Below are 17,924 nucleotides of genomic sequence, written 5' to 3'. Positions count from 1 at the left end.
GCCGGACGAGACGGTTGCGCCGGGGTTGAGACCCGCCTCACAGCGGGGGGTTTTCGGGCTCCCTACGGGGGTGGTACGGGGGGTCACTGGGCGTCGTGAAGGCTCCGCAGCCGGGCGGCGATCCGGGCCGTTTCCTCCAGGGCGCCGGTGGCCACCTCGATGACCAGGCCGTACGCGGCGTCCTGGTCGACCGCGACCATGTCCGCGCCGTTGATGTCGAGGAAGACCACCGTGCACATCCACGCCATGCGCTTGTTGCCGTCCACCAGGGGATGGTTGACGGCGAGGGACTGGAGGAGGGCGGCGGCCTTCTCGAAGGGGTCGGTGTACGCCTGGATGCCGAACATCTGCGACTGGGGCCGGTGCACGGCGGAGCTGAGCAGCCCGAGATCCCGCACGGCGACGGGCCCCCCGCAGGCCAGCTCCGCCAGGTCCAGGGCCTCCTGGACCGTCAGGTACTTCACCGGCTACTCCCCCAGGCGGCGCAGCAGCCCGGCGTGGTGGTTGGCGTACTTCGCCCCGAGGCGGCGGACCGACTCCCGGTCCGTCTCCTGCTCCAGATAGCGGTCGATCGCCTGGAGCACCAGGGCGTGCATGCTGCGGCCCTCCTCCTCGGCGCGGAGCTTGAGGGCCTCTTGCTGGTCGTCACGGAGACGCAGATTCATGGCCATACCACGACGGTACCAAAAGTGGGGTCATTCTGGTACCAGTCGTCTGGCCTCTCAGGCCTCCCGTACGCGCAGCCTGGTGGCGACCCAGGCGCCGGCCAGGGCGACGAGGGCCATGGGGAGGAAGACGACGGCGAAGGCGGCGGGCTGGGACTCGCCGACGGCGGTGGCGGTGTGGCCTGCGACGGTGCCGCCGCCGAGGGCGGCGAAGGCGGCGCCGCCGGCGGCGAGGAGCATGACGTTGGAGAGGCCGTCGGAGATCTGGAGGGAGGCGGAGTTCGCGCCGGCTTCTTCGGGGGCGGAGAGCTTCAGGAGCAGGACGCTGGTGGAGGCGATCACCATGCCCATGCCGAAGCAGCCGATGCCCCAGGCGAGGCCGAGGACCCAGACGGGCACGGAGTGGATCAGCACGCTGGGCGCGGCGGCTATGGCGGCGGCGACGAGGACCATGCCGATGGTCGTGAGCTTCTCGCGGTGGGGCTCCATACGGGGCCTGGACTGGAGGAAGGAGCCGAGCGCCCAGGTTCCGCCGCCGACCGCGAGGGAGAGGCCCGCCATGGTCGGGGAGAGGTCGCGCTGGGTGACCAGCATCAGCGGGATGAAGGATTCGGCGGCGATGAAGGATCCGGCGGCGATGCCGCGGAGGAGGACGACGGAGGGCAGGCCGCGCGCGGCGCGGTAGGTGCCCCTGGGCAGCAGTCCGAGGACGGCGGGGACCATCAGGGCGGTGCCGAGGGCGAGTGGGAGGAGGGAGAGCCAGCTCAGGTCCTGGGCCGCGTACTGGATGAGGGCGACGCCGAGGGAGATGCCGAGCGCGAGCCGGATCCGCCGGGCGTCGAAGGCCGGGCGGGGCGCGGTCGGGTCGGCGGGGCCGGTGGTCATCCGGCGGATCGCGGGGAGGGCGAGGGCGAGGGGGAAGACGACGAGGGCCGGTATGCCCATGAAGACCCAGCGCCAGCCGAGCTGCTCGGTGACGGTGCCGGAGGCGAGCGGGCCGACGACCGAGGGGATCACCCAGCTCGCGGCGAACGCGGCCAGGATGGCGGGCCGCAGCTTCTCCGGGTAGGCCCGGCTGATGACCACGTACAGCGCGACGATGACCAGCCCTCCGCCGAGGCCCTGCACGGCCCGGCCGAGGATGAAGAGCCACATGGTGCCCGCCGTGCCGGAGAGCAGCAGTCCGACCGCGAACGCCGAGATGCCGGTGGCGAGCGGCCGCAGCGGTCCGTCCCGGTCGGCCCACTGCCCGGAGAGCACCATCGCGAAGAGGCTCGTCGTGAAGTAGGAGGAGAAGGCGAACGCGTACAGCCCGATCCCGTCCAGCTCCCGCGCCGCCACGGGCATCGCCGTGCCCACGGCGGTCGCTTCGAAGGCGATCAGCAGCACGACGGCGATGATGCCGATGCTCAGCGCCCGGTACTCCCGCCCGAGAATCCCGCCCCGCGGGTGCTGATCAGGGGTTTCGGCTATGGGCGGCGTGACCTCGGCGTCACGGGGTTCCAGGGCGGTCATGGGCCAAGCGTAAGGGGCATGACCGAATATGAACCCTGTCCCCGGGTGGGACCGGGGCTGGTCCCTTGGTCCTAGGGCCTGTGAACGGCGTGTGGCAGTCGTATTGCGGGGTGCCTTGATCCCTTGAGCGGGGCCCGTGGGGCGGCCTACGGTTTGATCAGTTCAAGCACACGGCCGTGTGCCCGAGTGGTTCAGGGACTCGCCTGCAAAGCGAGTTACGTGGGTTCGATTCCCGCCACGGCCTCCATGAAAGGCCGGTCAGGCACCGAAGCGAAACGGTGCCGGACCGGCTTTTCGGCGTATCCGGACGGCCGGGGCACTCCGCTCAGACCCGGGCCTCCGGGAGCCGCGCGAGGAGGGTGTCCACCGTCTCCTCGGGGGTCTGGTCGCTGGTGTCGAGCCAGAGGCCGAGGCGGGGGGTGTGCTCGCGGAGGAGGGTGTCGAGGGCGGTGACGGTCCAGTCGGGGCCGTAGCCGGTCTTGGGGCGGGCCGCCTCGCGGGCGGCGACGGCGGCGGGGGTGGGGGCGAGGACAACGAGGTGGAGGGGGCGGGTGCGGACGAGGGCGGGATAGGCGGCGAGGTCGTCGCCGATGACGATGTCCTGGACCACGGCGGTGAAGCCGGCCTCCGCGTAGGTGTCCGCGGCCCCGGCGGCGAGGCGGTGGCGCAGCCGGAGCTGCGCGAGGGCCTCGCGCTCGTCGGGTGAGCCCATCTCGACACGGCCGGAGACCGTCATCCGCCGGAAGGCGTCGCCCCGGATGTGCGCGGCTCTCGGCAGCCGCTCGGCGAGGGCCTGGGCGACGGTCGATTTGCCGGAGGCCATGATCCCGGTGATGAGGACGACGGACGAGGACAGTTGTTCGATCATGGATCCAGGTTAGGGAAGGGCGACCGCCGCCTGGGGGCGGATGGGGAGACGGTTGACGGGACGGCCGGTGGCCGCGCGGACGGCGGCGGCGACGGCGGCCGGGGAGGTGACCACGGGGACCGCGCTCGCCGCCTTCGCGCCGAAGGGGGCGACCACGTCGCGCTCCTCGACCAGCTTCACGATGCGGATGTCGGGCGCGTCCAGGGCCGTCGGCAGGGCGTAGCCGGTGAGGTCGGGGTGGCGGATCACACCGCGCGTGGTGCGGAGGTTCTCCGTCAGGGCGGTGCCGACGCCGAGGGTGATGCCCGCCTCGATGCGGCTGGCGAGCTGCGCCGGGTTGAGCACCCGGCCGACGTCCTGTGCGACGGCCATCTCGACGACCCGGATCGAGCCCAGTTCGATGTCGACGTCGACGACGGCGCGTACGGCGCAGAAGGCCATGCCGACGAAGGCGTCGCCCTGTCCGGCCTCGTCCAGCGGTTCGGTGGGGTGGGGGCGGCACTGGGCGGTGGCCCACAGCTCCTTGCCCTCCATCGCCTCCATCACGGTGGTGGAGAGCACCCCGTCGTACGAGGTGATCTTGCCGTCGGCGATCTGGAGCAGCTCGGTCGACATCCCGAACTGGTGGGCCAGCGGCTGGAGCAGCTGGGTACGGACCATCTTGGCCGCGCGCTCGACCGCGCCGCCCGAGACCCAGGTGTGTCTGCCGTGGGCCGCCGGGCCCGCCGGGGGCTGGTCGGTGTCGACGGCGGCGACATGGACCTCGTCGACGCCGAGGGTCTCCTGGACGATCTGGCGGGCGAGGGTGGTGAAGCCCTGGCCGGTGTCGACGGCGGCGCAGATGACGGTGGCGATGCCGTCGTGGATCTTGACAGTGGCGGTGGAGACCTCGTCGGTGCCCTCGGCCCCGAGCATGTGGACCATGCCCAGCGCGTAGCCGACGCCGCGGCGGACCGCGCCGGGCTCCCCCGCGCCCTCGGGGCCGCCGGGGAGCAGCCAGTCGTCCTCGGGCGAGTCCTTGGGCAGCGGGGGCAGCGGGAAGTCCCGTACGGCCTGGAGGAGTTCGGCCACCGGGGCCGGGCAGGTGACGGTCTGCCCGGTGGGCAGGATGTCGCCGGTCGCGAGCACATTGCGCAGTCGCAGCTCGGTGGGGTCGAGGCCGAGCTTGACGGAGAGCTTGTCCATCTGGGCCTCGTAGGCGGCGCACACCTGCATCGCGCCCTCGCCGCGCACATGGCCCGACGGGGGGTTGTTGGTGCGTACGGCCCAGCCCTCGATGAAGGCGTGCGGGACGACGTAGGGGCCGCAGGCGAAGGCGACGGCGGCGGCGAGCGACTCGGACGAGGAGTCGGCGTAGGCCCCGGCGTCGAGGAGGAGTTGCGCCTCGACCTTGACCAGCCGGCCGTCGGCGTCGGCGTGGTGGCGGTAGCGGAGCAGGGTGGGGTGGCGGTGGGCGTGGCCGAGGAAGGACTCCTCGCGGGTGGCGGTCAGCTTGACCGGGCAGCCCGTCTTGAGCGCCAGCAGCCCCAGCGGGAGCTGGAAGCCGGGGTCCTCGCGGTCGCCGGTCGCGCCGGGGACGCCGGTGACGACGATCTTGACCCGGTCGGGCGCCAGGCCGAAGCAGTCGGCGGCGAGATCGCGGTCGGTGTGCGGGTCGGTGGAGGCGACGTACAGCTCGACCCCGCCGTCGGGCCTGGGCACGGCGAGACCGGCCTCGGCGCCGATGGGCGCGGGGTCCTGGCGTCCGATGCGGTAGAGGCCCTCGACGACGATCTCGCCGGCGGCGTCGGGGTCGCCGTAGCGCAGCGGGATGTGCCGGATCAGATTGCCGTCGGGGTGCAGGGGTTCGGCGGCGAAGGCCTGCTCCGGGTCGGTGACCGGCTCCAGCACCTCGTACTCGACCGCGATGGCGGCGGCGGCGAGCCGGGCGGTGTCGGGGTGGTCGGCGGCGACGGCGGCGATGGCCTCGCCGTGGTGGCGGACGAGGTCGGAGGCGAAGACCGGACGGTCGGCGATGCGCCTGCCGTACGAGACGTCCCCGGGGATGTCCTGGTGGGTGACGACGGCGCGGACGCCGGGCATCTCCAGGGCCGCCGAGGTGTCGATCGAGGTGATCCGGGCGTGGGGGTGCGGGGAGCGGAGGATCGCCGCCCAGAGCAGTCCCTCGGCCCAGAGGTCGGAGGCGTACGGGAAGGTGCCCTCGGTCTTGGCTCGGGCGTCGGCCGGGGGGAGGGAGGCCCCGAGGCCGTGGGCGGGCTGCTCCGGCCGGGGGAAGGGGGCCGTCCGGGGCGTCGCGTCGGCGTCGTTGGTCACGCCATGCCTCCGTCGTGCGGGTGGGGCTGCACACTACCGGCGCCGGGGGGCGCCTGGTGCGGAATGCGGGCATCCGGCGACTGTGGGGCATCGGCGGCCTCGGCCGCCGCGGCGGCGCTCGCCTCGCGGCCCTCGACCACGTCCCGTACGGCGTCGAGGACGCCCCGGTAGCCGGAGCAGCGGCAGAGGTTGCCGCACAGGGCCTGCCGGGTCTCCAGCTCGCTGGGGCGGTGGTTGCCCTCCAGGAGGTCGTGGACGGTCATCGCCATGCCGGGGATGCAGAAGCCGCACTGGACGGCTCCGCAGGCGGCCAGGGCGCGCTGCACGTCGGAGGGTTCGCCGTCGGTGGCGAGGCCTTCGACGGTACGGACCTCGGAGCCCGCGGTGGTGGCGGCGGGGACCAGGCAGGAGGCGACGAGCCGGCCGTCCACCTGGACGTTGCACGCGCCGCACTCGCCCTGCGAGCAGCCGTCCTTGGCCCCGGCGAGGCCGAGGCGCTCGCGCAGGACGTAGAGCAGGGACTCGCCGATCCACGCCTCGGTGACGGGGCGGTCGACGCCGTTGACGCGCAGGACGTAGGAGGTGGGCGGGTGTTCCTGGGCGGCGGCGGAGAGCGGGCCGGGGGCGGCGGGTTCGGCCTCGGGGGCCGCTTCCGGGGCCGGTTCCGGGTCGGGCTCCGGGGCCGGGTCCGCGGGAGTGGCGACGTCCGGTTCCGATTCCGGTTCCGGTTCCTGTGCGGGCTCGGGCTCGGGCTCGGGCTCGGCGGACTGGGCCTCGGGCTCGGGGGTCACCGGCTCGTGCGGCGTCGGCGCGTGGGTCGCCGTCACCGGCTCCTGGGGGGGCCGGGGCGCGTCGGCCCCGGGGGTGTGGGGCGCGGGCGCGTGGGTGGCCGGGGCGGGGGCCTCGGGCTCGGCGGGCGGGAGCTGTTCGGCGGCCCAGGGGGCGGGCGCGCCGCCGGGGAGGGTGGCCGGGGGCTCGGCGGCCCAGGGGGCGGTGGCGCCGCCGGGCAGGGTCGCGGGGGCGGCGTTCCACTGGGCCTGGAGCATGGAGGCGGTGAACTCCCCCGTCTCCTCGGGCAGATCGCCCCGGGCCACCGGGATCGTCCACTGGCCGGTGACGTCGGCGGCGGGCGGCCCGGACTGCTGCTGGGGCGCGGGGGCCTGGGGGGCCTCCGGAGCCTGGGGGGCCTGCGGGGCGGCCTGGGTGAAGCTCCACTCGCTGGTCGCGTGCGGGTCCGTCCGCGGCTGCTCCGGGCCCGGCGCGGGCTCGGGCCAGCCGTGCTCCGGCCCGCCGTGCCGGCCGTGCTGCTGGGCCTGCGGAGCCTGCTGGTGCTGAGCGGCCTCCGGAGCCTGCTGCGGGGTCTGCCAGACCTCCGGCACCTGGGGGTCGGCGGCGGGGGTCAGCGGAAGGATCATCGGGGGCACGTAGCCGTGCCCCGGGGCCTCCAGCGGCGAGGCTCCGGGCATGTCCTCCGGCGGGATGTGCACGAAGGCCGTGGCCTCGTAGTCGTAGTCGCCCTGCGGCGTCGGCTGCCAGCCGCCGTGCTCAGCCGGGTACCCCTGCTGAGGCCCGTGCTGGTGCCCGTGCCGCTGGTCCCGCCGACGCCCCTGCGGGTTCTCCTCGTTGCTCATGACAGCGCCCTCCCCAGTGCCCGTCGGGCCAGCGCGGCGACGGTGCGCCGCAGATGCAGTACGGCCGGCGGGTGTACGGCCGCCTCCGAGCCCTCCGGAGCCGGTGGCGGATCCGGGATGCAGGCGGCGGCGACGTACTCCCCGAAGGCGGTCAGCGCCTCGACGGAGAGCCCTCGTTCGCCGTCCCAGTCGATGAGCGAGGCGATCCAGCGCTCGGCCTCCATGGGCCGCAGCGGCATCGGCGCGATCGCTCCCACCGCGCAGCGCACTCCGCGCCGCACGGGGTCCAGCACGACGGCGACGGACGCGGTGGCGCGGCCGGGGCCGGTGCGGCCGGTGGCCTTCAGGAAGACCTGGGGCGCGTGCAGCAGCGGTACCCGCACATGGCCGATGAGTTCGGCGGGGCCGAGCATCTCGCGGCCGGCGAGCAGATGGGAGACGGGCAGCTCACGGCGGGCCCCGCCGGGGCCCGCGATGATCAGCTCGGCCTCCAGGGCGGCGAGCACGGGCAGGCTGTCGCCGGTCGCGGCGGCGGTGGCGATATTGCCCCCGAGCGTGCCCGCGTTGCGGATCTGCGGCGGGCCGGCCGCGCGCGCCGATGCGGCGAGCGCGGGGATGAGCGCGGCGAAGTCGGGGCGGCCCATCCGGGCGTGGGTGAGTCCCGCGCCGAGGAGGGCGTGCCCGTCCTGGTAGCGCCAGCCCCGGATCTCGCTGATCCTGCCCAGTCCGACGAGCCCCGCGGGGCGAAGCTGCCCCTTGTTGACCGCGGCCATGAGGTCTGTTCCGCCGGCCACCGGCACGGCGGCGGGCATGGCGGTCAGTGCCGCCACTGCCTCGTCGAGCGACGTCGGCAGCGTCACCGACCGCGTCGTCTGCGGTGCGTGCGTGGTCACCCAGCTGCCCCTTCCCGGTGTCCGGCCATCCCGCCTGTGTTGCCGTACCGTACGTGCTCACAGGCTAGGGATGGCAACTCTGGCACATGTTCCGGGCCGACCGGCGAGAGGGTCCACGAAGGGCGCATCCACGAAGGATGCGCCCTAACCGCTATGGCGTCCGCTTTTGTTATGGCTTCGGTGGCACATACGGATTGCCGGTCTTCAGCGGTGTTGCGCGGCTTGTTCCTCATGGCCGTCCCACGGTGCCAGAGTCCGGGGCGGGGGACGGCCGGCTTGGGCGCGGACTCACACGTTCGGGGGCGCTCCCTCACGCGGGAAGCCGGTCACCCCGGGGCGCTTCTGCCACGGCAACGGGCCCCCGGGTGGCCGATAGTCGACGCCGAGGGCGTCAAGGCGGCGGTAGTGGGTGGCCATTCGGCGTTCGAAGTCGGCGTAATCCCGCTCCGGGGAGGCGGGCAGCCGGGACCAGGCGACCTCGGCGAAGGCGGCGAGGCGGGGAAAGACCTGGTAGTCGATGCGGGAGCGCTCCTGCAGGACCTCGGTCCAGACATTGGCCTGGGTGCCGATGATGTGCGCCTCGGCCTCGGGGCTGAGGCCGGGCGGCACCGGTTCGAACCGGTAGACGTCCTCCAGGGTGCGGATGTACCCGATGGGCATCGGCTCGTCGGGGCCGCCGTCCTGGCGGAAGTCCAGATAGACGTGCTGCTCGGGGCACATCACGACGTCGTGGCCTGCTTCGGCCGCCTCGATGCCGGCCGCGTAGCCGCGCCAGGAGGAGACCGCCGCGCCGGGCGCGAGGCCGCCTTCGAGGATCTCGTCCCAGCCGATGAGGCGGCGGCCCCGGGCGGTGAGCCAGGTGTCGAAGTGGCGGATGATCCAGGACTGGAGTCCGTCCTCGTCACCGACGCCGAGTTCGGCGATCCGGGCCTGGGCCGTCGGGGACTGCTTCCACTGGTCCTTGGGGCATTCGTCGCCGCCGATGTGGATGAAGGGCGAGGTCTGGACGGGGAAGAGTTCGAGGACCTCCTCCAGGACGCCTTCGTAGAAGCGCAGGGTGTTGTCGGTGGGGGAGAGTACGTTGGGATTGATCCCCCAGGTCTCCCAGGGTGAAAGCGAGGCGGTGTCGATGACGTCGGTGTTGCCCAGTTCCGGATATGCGGCGATGGCGGCCTGCGAGTGTCCGGGCACATCGATCTCGGGCACGACGGTGATATGCCGCTCGGCGGCGTAGGCGACGATTTCGCGGATGTCGTCCTGGGTGTAGTAGCCACCGTAGGGCTTGTCGTCCCAGAGTTCGGAGAATCGGTGGCCCCATTTGGTGCGGGAGCGCCAGGATCCGACTTCGGTGAGCCGGGGATAGCGCTTGATCTCGATGCGCCAGCCCTGGTCGTCGGTGAGATGGAAGTGGAAGACGTTGAGTTTGTGGGCGGCCAGCAGATCGAGGTAGCGCATCACATCGGTCTTGTGCGTGAAGTGACGTGAGACGTCGAGCATCATTCCGCGCCAGGAGAAGCGGGGGCCGTCCTCGATGATCTGGGCGGGGATGTCATGGACCGCGCCGGAGCCGATCGGGGCCCGGCGGAAGGAGTCGGCGCCGAGGAGCTGGCGCAGGGTCTGCGCGCCCCAGAAGACGCCCGCGCCGGAGCCGCCGCGGATCTCGATGCCCCGGCCCCCCACGACCTCCAGCCGGTACGCCTCGGGCTCCAGGTTGTCGTCGACGAGGAGGGTGAGGGAGTTCTCGGCGTTCTCGGTCTCCCCGGGCGGCAGTGGCAGCCCGAGGGCCGGCCCGACCACCGAGCGCAGCCAGCGCTCGGTGGAGCCGGTGCCGGCGCCCGCGTAGAGGGTGGTGCGGGCGTCGGGGGCGAAGCCGCCGCCGGCGCCGTTCTCGACGGCTCGGGGGGCCGGGATCAGATCGGGAGGGTTCGCTTCAGCGGTCATGACATCCATCCTTGAGGGTTGCTCAGTCCTTTACGGCGCCGCCCAGTCCGGAGACCAGCCGTCGCTGTACGAACACGAAGAAGATGAGCACCGGCACGGTCATGACGGTGGAGCCCGCCATGATGCCGCCCCAGTCGTTCTCATCCGGTTTGAAGAAGACCAGCAGCGCCATCGGCAGGGTCGACTGCGAGGTGTCGCTGATGATGAAGGACTTGGCGAAGAGGAAGTCGTTCCAGGTCGAGATGAAGGAGAAGACACTGGTCGCCACAAGGCCCGGGAAGACCAGCGGGAAGAGGATCTGCCACAGGAAGCGGGTGCGGCTCGCGCCGTCGATGTAGGCCGCTTCCTCCAGCGCCTCGGGCACCGCCTTCACGAATCCGCGCAGCATCCAGATGGCGAACGGGAGGGAGAAAGCGATATGGGGCAGGATCAGCGACCAGAGGGTATTGAGCTGACCCGCGTCCCGCATGAGGAAGAACAGCGGGATGGCGAGCGCCTCGATCGGCACCATCTGCGCCACCAGGAACATGATGAGCAGGGTGGTGCGGAACTTGAACCGGAAGCGGGTGACCGCCGTCGCGGCGAGGAAGGCTATCAGCGCGGACGCCACCACGACGGCGCAGGCGACGAGAAGGCTGTTGAGGAAATAACGGCCGAAATCCTGCTGCTCGAACACGCGGCGGAAGGAGTCGAGCGACGGATTGAGCGTCCAGGGCAGCGCGTCGGTCGACTGGATCTCGCCCGCCGGTTTGAAGGCGGAGAGCACCATCCAGTACAGCGGGAAGGCGGTGATCACCGCGATGACGAGCGCGGACGCCTCGGCGAACAGCCGCCAGGGGCGGCGGACGCGGAACATGCTCGTACGGCTCACAGTTCTTCTCCCTGGCGTCGCAGAAGGCGCAGATAGACGAGGGTGACGGTCAGCAGGATCAGCAGCATGACGATGCCGATCGCCGAACCCAGGCTGTACTGCGAGGACGCGAAGGCTTTCTGGTACGCGTACACATTGAGGACGAGGTTCTGGCCGGCGATGCCGCCGCCGTTGGTCATCACATAGATCTGGGTGAAGATCTTGAAGTCCCAGATGATCGACTGAATGGTGACGACGACCAGGATGGGGCGGAGCATGGGCGCGGTGATGGAGCGCCAGATCTTCCACTGGGAGGCGCCGTCCAGCGAGGCCGCCTCCAGGACTTCGGTGGGGATGGCCTTGATGCCCGCGTACACGGTCACCATCACGAACGGGAACGAGCACCAGACGACCGCGAAGAGGACGAGGGCGAAGGCGCTGTAGCGCTCGTAGGTCCAGGAGAAGTCACCGAGGCCCAGGAGGCGGTTCACCGGTCCGTAGTCGGGGTCGAAGAGGAAGACCCAGACAGTGGAGCTGGTGATGGCCGGGGTCGCCCACGCGCCGAGCGCGGCCATCATCAGGGCGAGGCGGGGCACCGCCCTGATGCGGGTCAGCAGCACGGCGAGCACACAGCCGACGATGAGGGTGGCGATCACACAGGCGGCGGCGAAGAGCACCGTGGCGAGCAGGACCTGCCAGAACTGGCTGTCGGCGAAGAGTTCCCGGTAGTTGCCGAGGCCCTTGAAGGTGGTCGGCTCGCCGCCGCTGACCTGTGCCTGGGTGTATTCGAGGAAGGAGATCAGGCCGAGCTGGTAGATCGGGTAGACCAGCAGCGCGGCGAGGACGACGAGCGCGGGCAGCAGATAGAGCCAGGGCGTCCAGCGCCCGCCCTTGCGGCCGGATCGTTTTCTGGGGGGCTTCGCGGCCGGGGCCGGCGCGGTCTTGGGGGAGACCGCGGCCGGGCCGGCGGCTGTCGCTTGGTGGGTCATGTCGGTCAGCCGGCGTCGGTGAACGCCGTGTCCATCTTCTTGGCCGCTTCGTCGGACGCCTTCGCGACGTCCTTCTTGCCGCTGATGACTTCCTGGAACATCGTCGGCAGGACGAGGGAGGCGTCCACCTGGCCCCAGCCGGAGGAGGCGGGGACGAACTTGGTGCCCGCTCCGAGCGTCTTGACGAAGGGCTCGACGAAGGGCTTCTTCTTCGCGACCTCGTCACGGACGTCGGTGTACGTCGGCAGGAAGCCCATGGCGTCGAAGAACTTGCGCTGGGACTCCTTGCCGGCGAGCTTCTTCGTCAGCTCCACCGCGAGGGTGCGGTGCGAGGTGCTCTTCAGGACGCCGATGTTGTTTCCGCCCGCGAAGGCCGGGGCGATCTCGCCCTCCTTCATGCCGGGCAGCGGCACGACGGCGTACTTGCCCTTCACCGTGCCCGCCTCGACGGCCTGGTGGCTGAAGTCGCCGCCCATGGCCATGGCGGCCTTCCCGGAGGCGAAGGCGGTGACGACCGCGTTGCCGGTCATGGCGGCGCACTTGGCGGCCGGACAGTTGTCGTCGCCGAAGAGCGAGGTGTAGGCCTTGATGCCCTTCTGGGAGGCCTCGCTGTTGATGGCCGACTTGTAGGAGCCTCCGCTGCCCTCGGCCAGCTCGCCGCCGTTGGCCCAGATGAAGGGCATCGCACCGTAGGTGTACGCGCCGCCGACCGCCATGCCGTAGAGCTCCGGCTTCTTCTCGCGGATCTTCTTCGCGGTGGCGATCAGCTCGTCCTGGGTCTTGGGCAGCTTGAGGCCCAGCTCCTTGAAGACGTCGGTGCGGTAGTACAGCGCGCGGACGCCGACGAAGAGGGGAGCACCGTAGATCTTGTCGTTGACGGTGACCGACTGGGTCGCGGTGGGGTCGCTGCTCTTGGCCTCGTCCCAGGCCTTGAACTCCTCGCTGATGTCCGCGAGTCCGCCGTCCTTGACATAGCCGGCGGTGTCGGTGTTGCCGTACTCGATCACGTCGGGGGCGCTCTTCGGGTCGTTGAAGGCGGCCTTGATGCGCTGGGCGCGGGTCTCGACGGGGATGTACTCGACCTCGACCTTGGCGTCCTTGTTCTCCTTGGTGAAGGCCGCGACGGCCTCGTCCACGACCTTCTTCTTCGGGTCGTTGTTGACTTCCTGGAAGAGCCAGACGCGCAGGGTCCCGGACTTCTCGTCCTTCGAGGAGCTGTTGTCGGAGGTCTGGGGGGCACAGGCGGTCGCGGTGAGACCCGCGAGCACCAGTGCCGCGGTCGGAGCGGCGATGCGGGAGCTGAGCTTCATGAGCGGTCCCCTACGGTATTCGTTGCAGCATCTGCAACGTACGTTTCGTGCTGCACAACACGAGGAGGCTAGAGCGGGACAAACCTGGGGACAAGAGGTCTCAACCACTCTGTGACCGGCAGACGCATCCTGTGCAACGGCTGTGGCCCCGACGGCCCGAAAGGGGAACGGCCGGTGAGCGGACGGACACGGAAACGGCCCCGGGGGCACGCGTGTTCGCGTGCCCCCGGGGCCGTTCGTTCATGTCTTCGCCGCGGCGGCTACTTGTCCTTGCCGCCCTTGCCCTTGTCCCCGCCCGGGCCCATGGACTCGTAGATTTCCTTGCACATCGGACAGACCGGGTACTTCTTGGGGTCACGCCCCGGCACCCAGACCTTTCCGCACAGGGCGACCACGGGAGTGCCGTCGAGGGCGCTCGCCATGATCTTGTCCTTCTGGACGTAATGGGCGAAGCGCTCGTGATCGCCGTCGCCGTGCGACACCTGCGGCGTCGGCTCTACGAGGGTTCCCGTCCCAGACCCGCGCTCGGGCTCAAGAGTGCTCATGAACTCCAAGGGTACCCGGGCCACCGGCTCCTGGACCGCACCCGGGTCCCACTCCCCCGGACCGCCCGGGGAGCCGCTCACGCGTCGCGTCGCCGCAGCGCCGCCAGACCGCCCGCGAAAGCCACCGCCGCCCACACCAGCATCACCGCCAGCGCGCCCCCGGGACCGAAGTCCACCCGCTCGTCCGGGAAGCTCCGCATCAGCTGGGAGCCCGCGAGCTGCGGCAGATACCAGGCGAGGCGCCCCACCGTCCCCGGCACCGGTCCGATCATCTGGGGCAGCAGAAAGATCAGCGGCACCAGGACGCCGAGCGAGAGCACCGTGCCGCGCAGCACCGCCGTCACCCCCGCGGAGATCAGACAGATCACCGTCAGATGGACCGCCACCCCCAGCGTGGCGCGCAGCGCGCCCGGATCCCCGAGCGAGACGTTCAGCTCGGGGCCCATCGAAAGCTGGGCCAGCCAGAAGCCGGCGAACGCGGCGGGCAGGGCCGCCGCGAGCGCCACGGCCCCCAGCACCGCCGACTTCGCGGCCCAGAACAGGCCCCGGCGGGGCACGGCGGCCAGCGAGGACCGGATCGTGCCGGAGGAGTACTCGCCGCCGACGGCCAGCACCCCCAGACAGACCATCGCCAGCTGGGCGATCATCTGGCCGCCGAACCCGAAGAAGACCGGGTCGAAGGCGGGGTCGCCCAGATGCTCCGCGACGCGGCCGCCGGCCGCCGTGCCGTAGAGCACCGCGAAGGAGGTGCCGACGGCGAAGAAGGCGAGAAGGATCCACCAGGTGGAGCGCAGGGTGCGCAGTTTGAGCCACTCCGCGGAGACGGCGGCGGCGAAGTCGGCCGCGAGCCCGTCGTACCGCCCCCGGCTCCTCGGCCCGGCTCCGGGCCTGGACGCGGACGCGGACGCGGACACGGGCGTGGTCTGCGGTGTCATCGGGTGCTCCCCCGCTCCGAGCGACCGGCACCGGCCGCGGTTCCAGCCCCGGCACCGGCCGTGGTTCCAGCCCCGGCACCGGCCCCGGCCGAGTGGTCGGCCGGGCCCCCGGTCAGCCGGATGAACGCCTCCTCCAGAGAGCCGCCGGGAGAGGCGTGCCCGGACACGATCTCCTCCAGCGGGCCCGCCGCGAGCAGCCGCCCCCGGGCGATCACCACCACATCGTCGACGGTGAGCGCGGCCTCGGCCATCAGATGCGAGGAGACCAGCACGGTGCGGCCGTCCCCCGCCCACCGGCGCATCAGCGAGCGGATCCACACCACCCCCTCCGGGTCCAGCCCGTTGACCGGCTCGTCCAGCAGCAGCACCGCCGGGTCGCCGAGCAGCGCCGCCGCGATCCCCAGCCGCTGCCGCATCCCCAGCGAGTACGTCCCGGCCCGCCGCCGCTCCGCCCCCGCGAGCCCGGTCAGCTCGATCACCTCCGCCACCCGGCGGTCGCCGATCCGATGGGTGCGGGCGAGCGCCCGCAGATGGGACCGGCCGCTGCGCCCCGGATGGACGGACTCCGTCTCCAGCAGCGCCCCGACCTCGTGGAGCGGGCGGCGCAGCCGCTCGTAGGGCACCCCGTCGTAGCGGACCGTGCCCCCGTCGGGCCGGTCCAGGCCGACCATCATCCGCAGTGTGCTGGACTTCCCCGCGCCGTTGGGCCCGAGGAAGCCGGTCACCCGCCCGGGTGCGGCGGTGAAGCTCAGCGCGTCGACGACGGTCGCGCGCCCCTGTCGTTTCGTCAGTTCGGTTACGTCAATCACCCCGCCGACACTCCCCGGCCGGGCCCCGGGCGCGCATCGGCCCGGGGGCGGAGCGGCGGTTCTCCTCCCGGGGACGGAGGCGGGCGGCACCCCGGCGGCTCTACGGTCGGGGGATGTCCGACGCGATACGGCTGGTGGGGCGGGACGCGGTCGCGGTCGCGGTGTACGCCCTCCTGCTCACTCTGGTGGGCTCGCCCACGGTGCCCACCGCGCCCACGGTGCCCGGGGAGCCCACGCCGCTCTCCGGTGTGCCGCTCGTGCTGCTGACGGCGGCCGCCGTGCTGCCGTGCGCGCTCCGGCGGCTGTGGCCCGTGCCGGTCTTCTGCTGGGTGCTGGCGGTGACCTGGGTCGCCGTGGTGCTGGACGCGGTGCTGGACCCCTTCCTTCCGGCGGCGTTCGCGCTCCACGCGGTCGCCGTCGGCGCGGTGGGGCGGCGCTGGTGGCAGCGGTGGCCGCCGGGGCCCGCGATCGCGGTGCTGCTCTGCGCGGGGCTGGTCGCCCCGGCCCGGCAGGGGGCCCGCTACTGGTGGTCCGGCGGGCCCGGCCTGATCATCCTGGGGTGTGTCGCCCTGGTGGCGGCCTGGGAGCTGGGCCGGGCGGCCCGGGAGCGCCGGGCCTTCGCGCTGCGCGCGGCCGAGCAGCTCGCGCAGCGCGCGGTCACCGAGGAGCGGCTGCGGATCGCCCGGGAGCTGCACGATGTGGTGACCCACTCGATGGGGCTGATCGTGGTGCGGGCGGGGGTGGCCAACCATGTCGTACAAAGCCGTCCGGAGGAGGCGGCCGGGGCGCTGCGGGACATCGAGGCCACGGGCCGCAGCGGGCTGCTGGAGCTGCGGCAGATGCTGGGGGTGCTGCGTTCGCAGGGCGGGGAGCGGCTGCCGGCCTCGTACTCCCCCGCCCCGGGCCCCCGGGAGCTGGCGGAGCTGGCGCGGCGCGCCGGGGCGGAGCTGGAGACCGCCGGCCTCGGCGGGCTGCCGGAGGGGGTGGGGCTCGCGGTGTACCGGATCGTCCAGGAGGCGCTGACCAATGTGCTGCGGCACGCGGGCCCGGGCGCGGTGGGCCGGGTGGCGGTGCGCGCCGAGGGCGGCGAGGTGCGGCTGACGGTGCGGGACGACGGCCGGCCGAGGTCTTCGTACGGGCCGCCGGGGCACGGCATGGTGGGCATGCGGGAGCGGGTGGCGCTGTACGGCGGTACGTTCACGGCCGGGCCGGTGGCGGGCGGCGGTTTCGAGGTCCGGGCGGCGCTTCCGTACGCTCCGGCCGGGTGCGAGGAGGAGGGGGCGACCGGTGATCCGGGTGCTGGTGGCCGATGATCAGGCGCTGCTGCGGGGAAGTCTGCGGCTGCTGGTGGAGGCGACGGAGGGGCTGACTCCGGTGGGCGAGGCGGCGGACGGCGCCGAGGCGGTGCGCCTGACCCGCTCCACCCGGCCGGACGTGGTGCTGATGGATGTGCGGATGCCGGTGCTGGACGGCATCGAGGCGACCCGGCTGATCTGCTCGTTCCCGGAGACGGCTCGGACCCGGGTGCTGATGCTGACCATGTTCGACCTGGACGACCATGTGTACGGGGCGCTGCGCGCGGGCGCGAGCGGCTTTCTGCTCAAGGACACCCCGCCCTCGGAGCTGCTGGCGGCGGTGCGGGTGGTGGCGGCGGGGGACGCGCTGATCGCTCCGGCGGTGACCCGGCGGCTGATCTCCGAGTTCGCGCGGCGGCCGGGTCCGGCCCGGCCGGACGCGGCCGGTCTGGGCTCGGTGACCGGCCGGGAGCGCGAGGTGCTGGAGCTGGTGGCCCGGGGGCTGAACAACGCGGAGATCGCGCGGCGGCTGTATGTCGGCGTCTCCACGGTGAAGACGCATGTGAGTCATCTGCTGGGGAAGTTCGGCGCGCGGGACCGGGCGCAGCTGGTGATCGTGGCGTACGAGACGGGTCTGGTGGTTCCGGGGACGGGCACGCATACGGAGGCGGGGCTCGGGGGTCAGTTCATCGAGGGGTCGTCGGGGTAGGTGGCGAACATGGCCAGTTCGCTGCGCTGGCGGCGCAGGACGGCCCGCCAGAGGGACTCGGGGCGGGGCGAGGAGACGTCGCCGGGTTCGGACTCGACGACGTACCAGGCGCCGTCGTCGAGCTCGTTCTCCAGTTGGCCGGGGCCCCAGCCCGCGTATCCGGCGAAGATGCGCAGCGAGCCGAGGGCCGCGCCGAGCAGTTCGGGCGGGGCTTCCAGGTCGACCAGGCCGATCGCCCCGTACACCCGGCGCCAGCCGGCCGGGCCCTCGTCGCCGGGGATCACGGCGACGCCGAGTGCGGAGTCGAGGGAGACGGGGCCGCCCTGGAAGACGACTCCGGGCTCGCCCGCGAGCGGGGCCCAGGGTTCCAGGATGTCGCCGACTCCCACGGGGGTGGGCCGGTTGAGGACCACGCCGAGGGAGCCCTCGTCGTCGTGGTCGAGCAGCAGGACGACGGCGCGGTCGAAATTCGGGTCCGCGAGGGCGGGTGTGGCGACGAGCAGCCGCCCTGTGAGCGAGGACACCTCGGTCATGCGAGACATGATCCCGCATCTTCGCCCCGCGCGGGGGCCGACCGTCCGACCGCTCGGCCCCACCCCCCAGAATGGGCCGTGACGGCACCCCGGAACCATCCGGAAGGTGACACTCCGAAGGCG

The 17,924-nt window shown here is 72.4% G+C and carries 17 protein-coding genes and 1 tRNA gene; 3 read left to right on the top strand and 15 right to left on the bottom strand.

Features of this window, described 5'->3' with window-relative positions; genetic code table 11:
- Positions 1–83: 83 nt before the first annotated feature.
- From IE247_RS26020 to IE247_RS26010, 3 genes are read right to left on the bottom strand one after another with little or no spacing between them, the layout of a single operon-like run.
- A complete protein-coding gene (locus tag IE247_RS26020) occupies positions 84–464 on the bottom strand; it encodes a type II toxin-antitoxin system death-on-curing family toxin (protein WP_190125717.1) in 381 nt (126 codons plus the stop codon).
- A 3-nt stretch (positions 465–467) separates the two neighbouring features.
- Positions 468–665 (bottom strand): Arc family DNA-binding protein, encoded by a 198-nt coding sequence (locus tag IE247_RS26015; RefSeq protein WP_190125785.1) that lies wholly within the window; start codon positions 663–665, stop codon positions 468–470.
- A 57-nt stretch (positions 666–722) separates the two neighbouring features.
- Positions 723–2,180 carry an MFS transporter gene (locus tag IE247_RS26010; RefSeq protein ID WP_190125716.1) on the bottom strand — a complete coding sequence of 486 codons (1,458 nt, stop codon included), beginning with the start codon at positions 2,178–2,180 and terminating at the stop codon, positions 723–725.
- A gap of 172 nt (positions 2,181–2,352) precedes the next feature.
- Between IE247_RS26010 and IE247_RS26005 the strand changes: the two genes are divergently transcribed.
- Positions 2,353–2,427 (top strand) — tRNA-Cys (locus tag IE247_RS26005).
- 78 nt (positions 2,428–2,505) lie between these two features.
- On the opposite strand, the gene IE247_RS26000 is transcribed toward IE247_RS26005, so the two are convergent.
- The 11 genes from IE247_RS26000 to IE247_RS25950 form a co-directional block, all read right to left on the bottom strand.
- Entirely contained in the window at positions 2,506–3,048 is a 543-nt protein-coding gene (locus IE247_RS26000) for an AAA family ATPase (protein WP_190125715.1), read from the bottom strand.
- 9 nt (positions 3,049–3,057) lie between these two features.
- A complete protein-coding gene (locus tag IE247_RS25995) occupies positions 3,058–5,361 on the bottom strand; it encodes a xanthine dehydrogenase family protein molybdopterin-binding subunit (protein WP_190125714.1) in 2,304 nt (767 codons plus the stop codon).
- Entirely contained in the window at positions 5,358–6,992 is a 1,635-nt protein-coding gene (locus tag IE247_RS25990) for a 2Fe-2S iron-sulfur cluster-binding protein (RefSeq protein ID WP_190125713.1), read from the bottom strand. Before IE247_RS25990 ends, IE247_RS25995 begins: the two co-directional genes overlap by 4 nt.
- On the bottom strand, positions 6,989–7,885 hold the full coding sequence (locus IE247_RS25985; protein ID WP_190125712.1) for an FAD binding domain-containing protein: 897 nt from the start codon (positions 7,883–7,885) through the stop codon (positions 6,989–6,991). The genes IE247_RS25990 and IE247_RS25985 overlap by 4 nt, the downstream gene beginning before the upstream one ends.
- Positions 7,886–8,173: 288 nt before the next feature.
- Positions 8,174–9,826 (bottom strand): beta-N-acetylhexosaminidase, encoded by a 1,653-nt coding sequence (locus tag IE247_RS25980; protein WP_190125711.1) that lies wholly within the window; start codon positions 9,824–9,826, stop codon positions 8,174–8,176.
- A 22-nt stretch (positions 9,827–9,848) separates the two neighbouring features.
- On the bottom strand, positions 9,849–10,682 hold the full coding sequence (locus IE247_RS25975; protein WP_229869363.1) for a carbohydrate ABC transporter permease: 834 nt from the start codon (positions 10,680–10,682) through the stop codon (positions 9,849–9,851).
- A gap of 11 nt (positions 10,683–10,693) precedes the next feature.
- Entirely contained in the window at positions 10,694–11,665 is a 972-nt protein-coding gene (locus IE247_RS25970) for a carbohydrate ABC transporter permease (protein WP_190125709.1), read from the bottom strand.
- 5 nt (positions 11,666–11,670) lie between these two features.
- Positions 11,671–12,975, bottom strand: coding sequence for an extracellular solute-binding protein (locus tag IE247_RS25965; RefSeq protein WP_190125708.1), 1,305 nt, complete (start codon positions 12,973–12,975; stop codon positions 11,671–11,673).
- A 260-nt stretch (positions 12,976–13,235) separates the two neighbouring features.
- Positions 13,236–13,520: a DUF3039 domain-containing protein gene (locus tag IE247_RS25960; RefSeq protein ID WP_190125707.1), complete on the bottom strand. Its 285-nt coding sequence runs from the start codon at positions 13,518–13,520 to the stop codon at positions 13,236–13,238.
- Positions 13,521–13,597: 77 nt separating this feature from the next.
- Entirely contained in the window at positions 13,598–14,455 is an 858-nt protein-coding gene (locus IE247_RS25955; protein WP_190125706.1) for an ABC transporter permease, read from the bottom strand.
- Complete coding sequence (locus IE247_RS25950; protein WP_190125705.1) at positions 14,452–15,264, bottom strand: ABC transporter ATP-binding protein; 813 nt, start codon at positions 15,262–15,264, stop codon at positions 14,452–14,454. Before IE247_RS25950 ends, IE247_RS25955 begins: the two co-directional genes overlap by 4 nt.
- 113 nt (positions 15,265–15,377) lie before the next feature.
- On the opposite strand from IE247_RS25950, the gene IE247_RS25945 reads away from it, so the two are divergent.
- Both IE247_RS25945 and IE247_RS25940 read left to right on the top strand, forming a co-directional pair.
- On the top strand, positions 15,378–16,577 hold the full coding sequence (locus IE247_RS25945; protein WP_190125704.1) for a sensor histidine kinase: 1,200 nt from the start codon (positions 15,378–15,380) through the stop codon (positions 16,575–16,577).
- On the top strand, positions 16,552–17,268 hold the full coding sequence (locus IE247_RS25940) for a response regulator (RefSeq protein ID WP_190125703.1): 717 nt from the start codon (positions 16,552–16,554) through the stop codon (positions 17,266–17,268). Before IE247_RS25945 ends, IE247_RS25940 begins: the two co-directional genes overlap by 26 nt.
- Here the strand turns inward: IE247_RS25940 and IE247_RS25935 are convergent.
- Complete coding sequence (locus IE247_RS25935) at positions 17,241–17,801, bottom strand: YqgE/AlgH family protein (protein ID WP_190125702.1); 561 nt, start codon at positions 17,799–17,801, stop codon at positions 17,241–17,243. The two genes, IE247_RS25940 and IE247_RS25935, sit on opposite strands and share 28 nt — an antisense overlap.
- Positions 17,802–17,924: the final 123 nt, after the last annotated feature.

The sequence above is a fragment of the Streptomyces inusitatus genome (assembly GCF_014651115.1).
GTDB classification, from domain to species: Bacteria; Actinomycetota; Actinomycetes; order Streptomycetales; family Streptomycetaceae; genus Streptomyces; species Streptomyces amakusaensis.
This window is presented reverse-complemented; position numbering and strand designations above follow the sequence as displayed.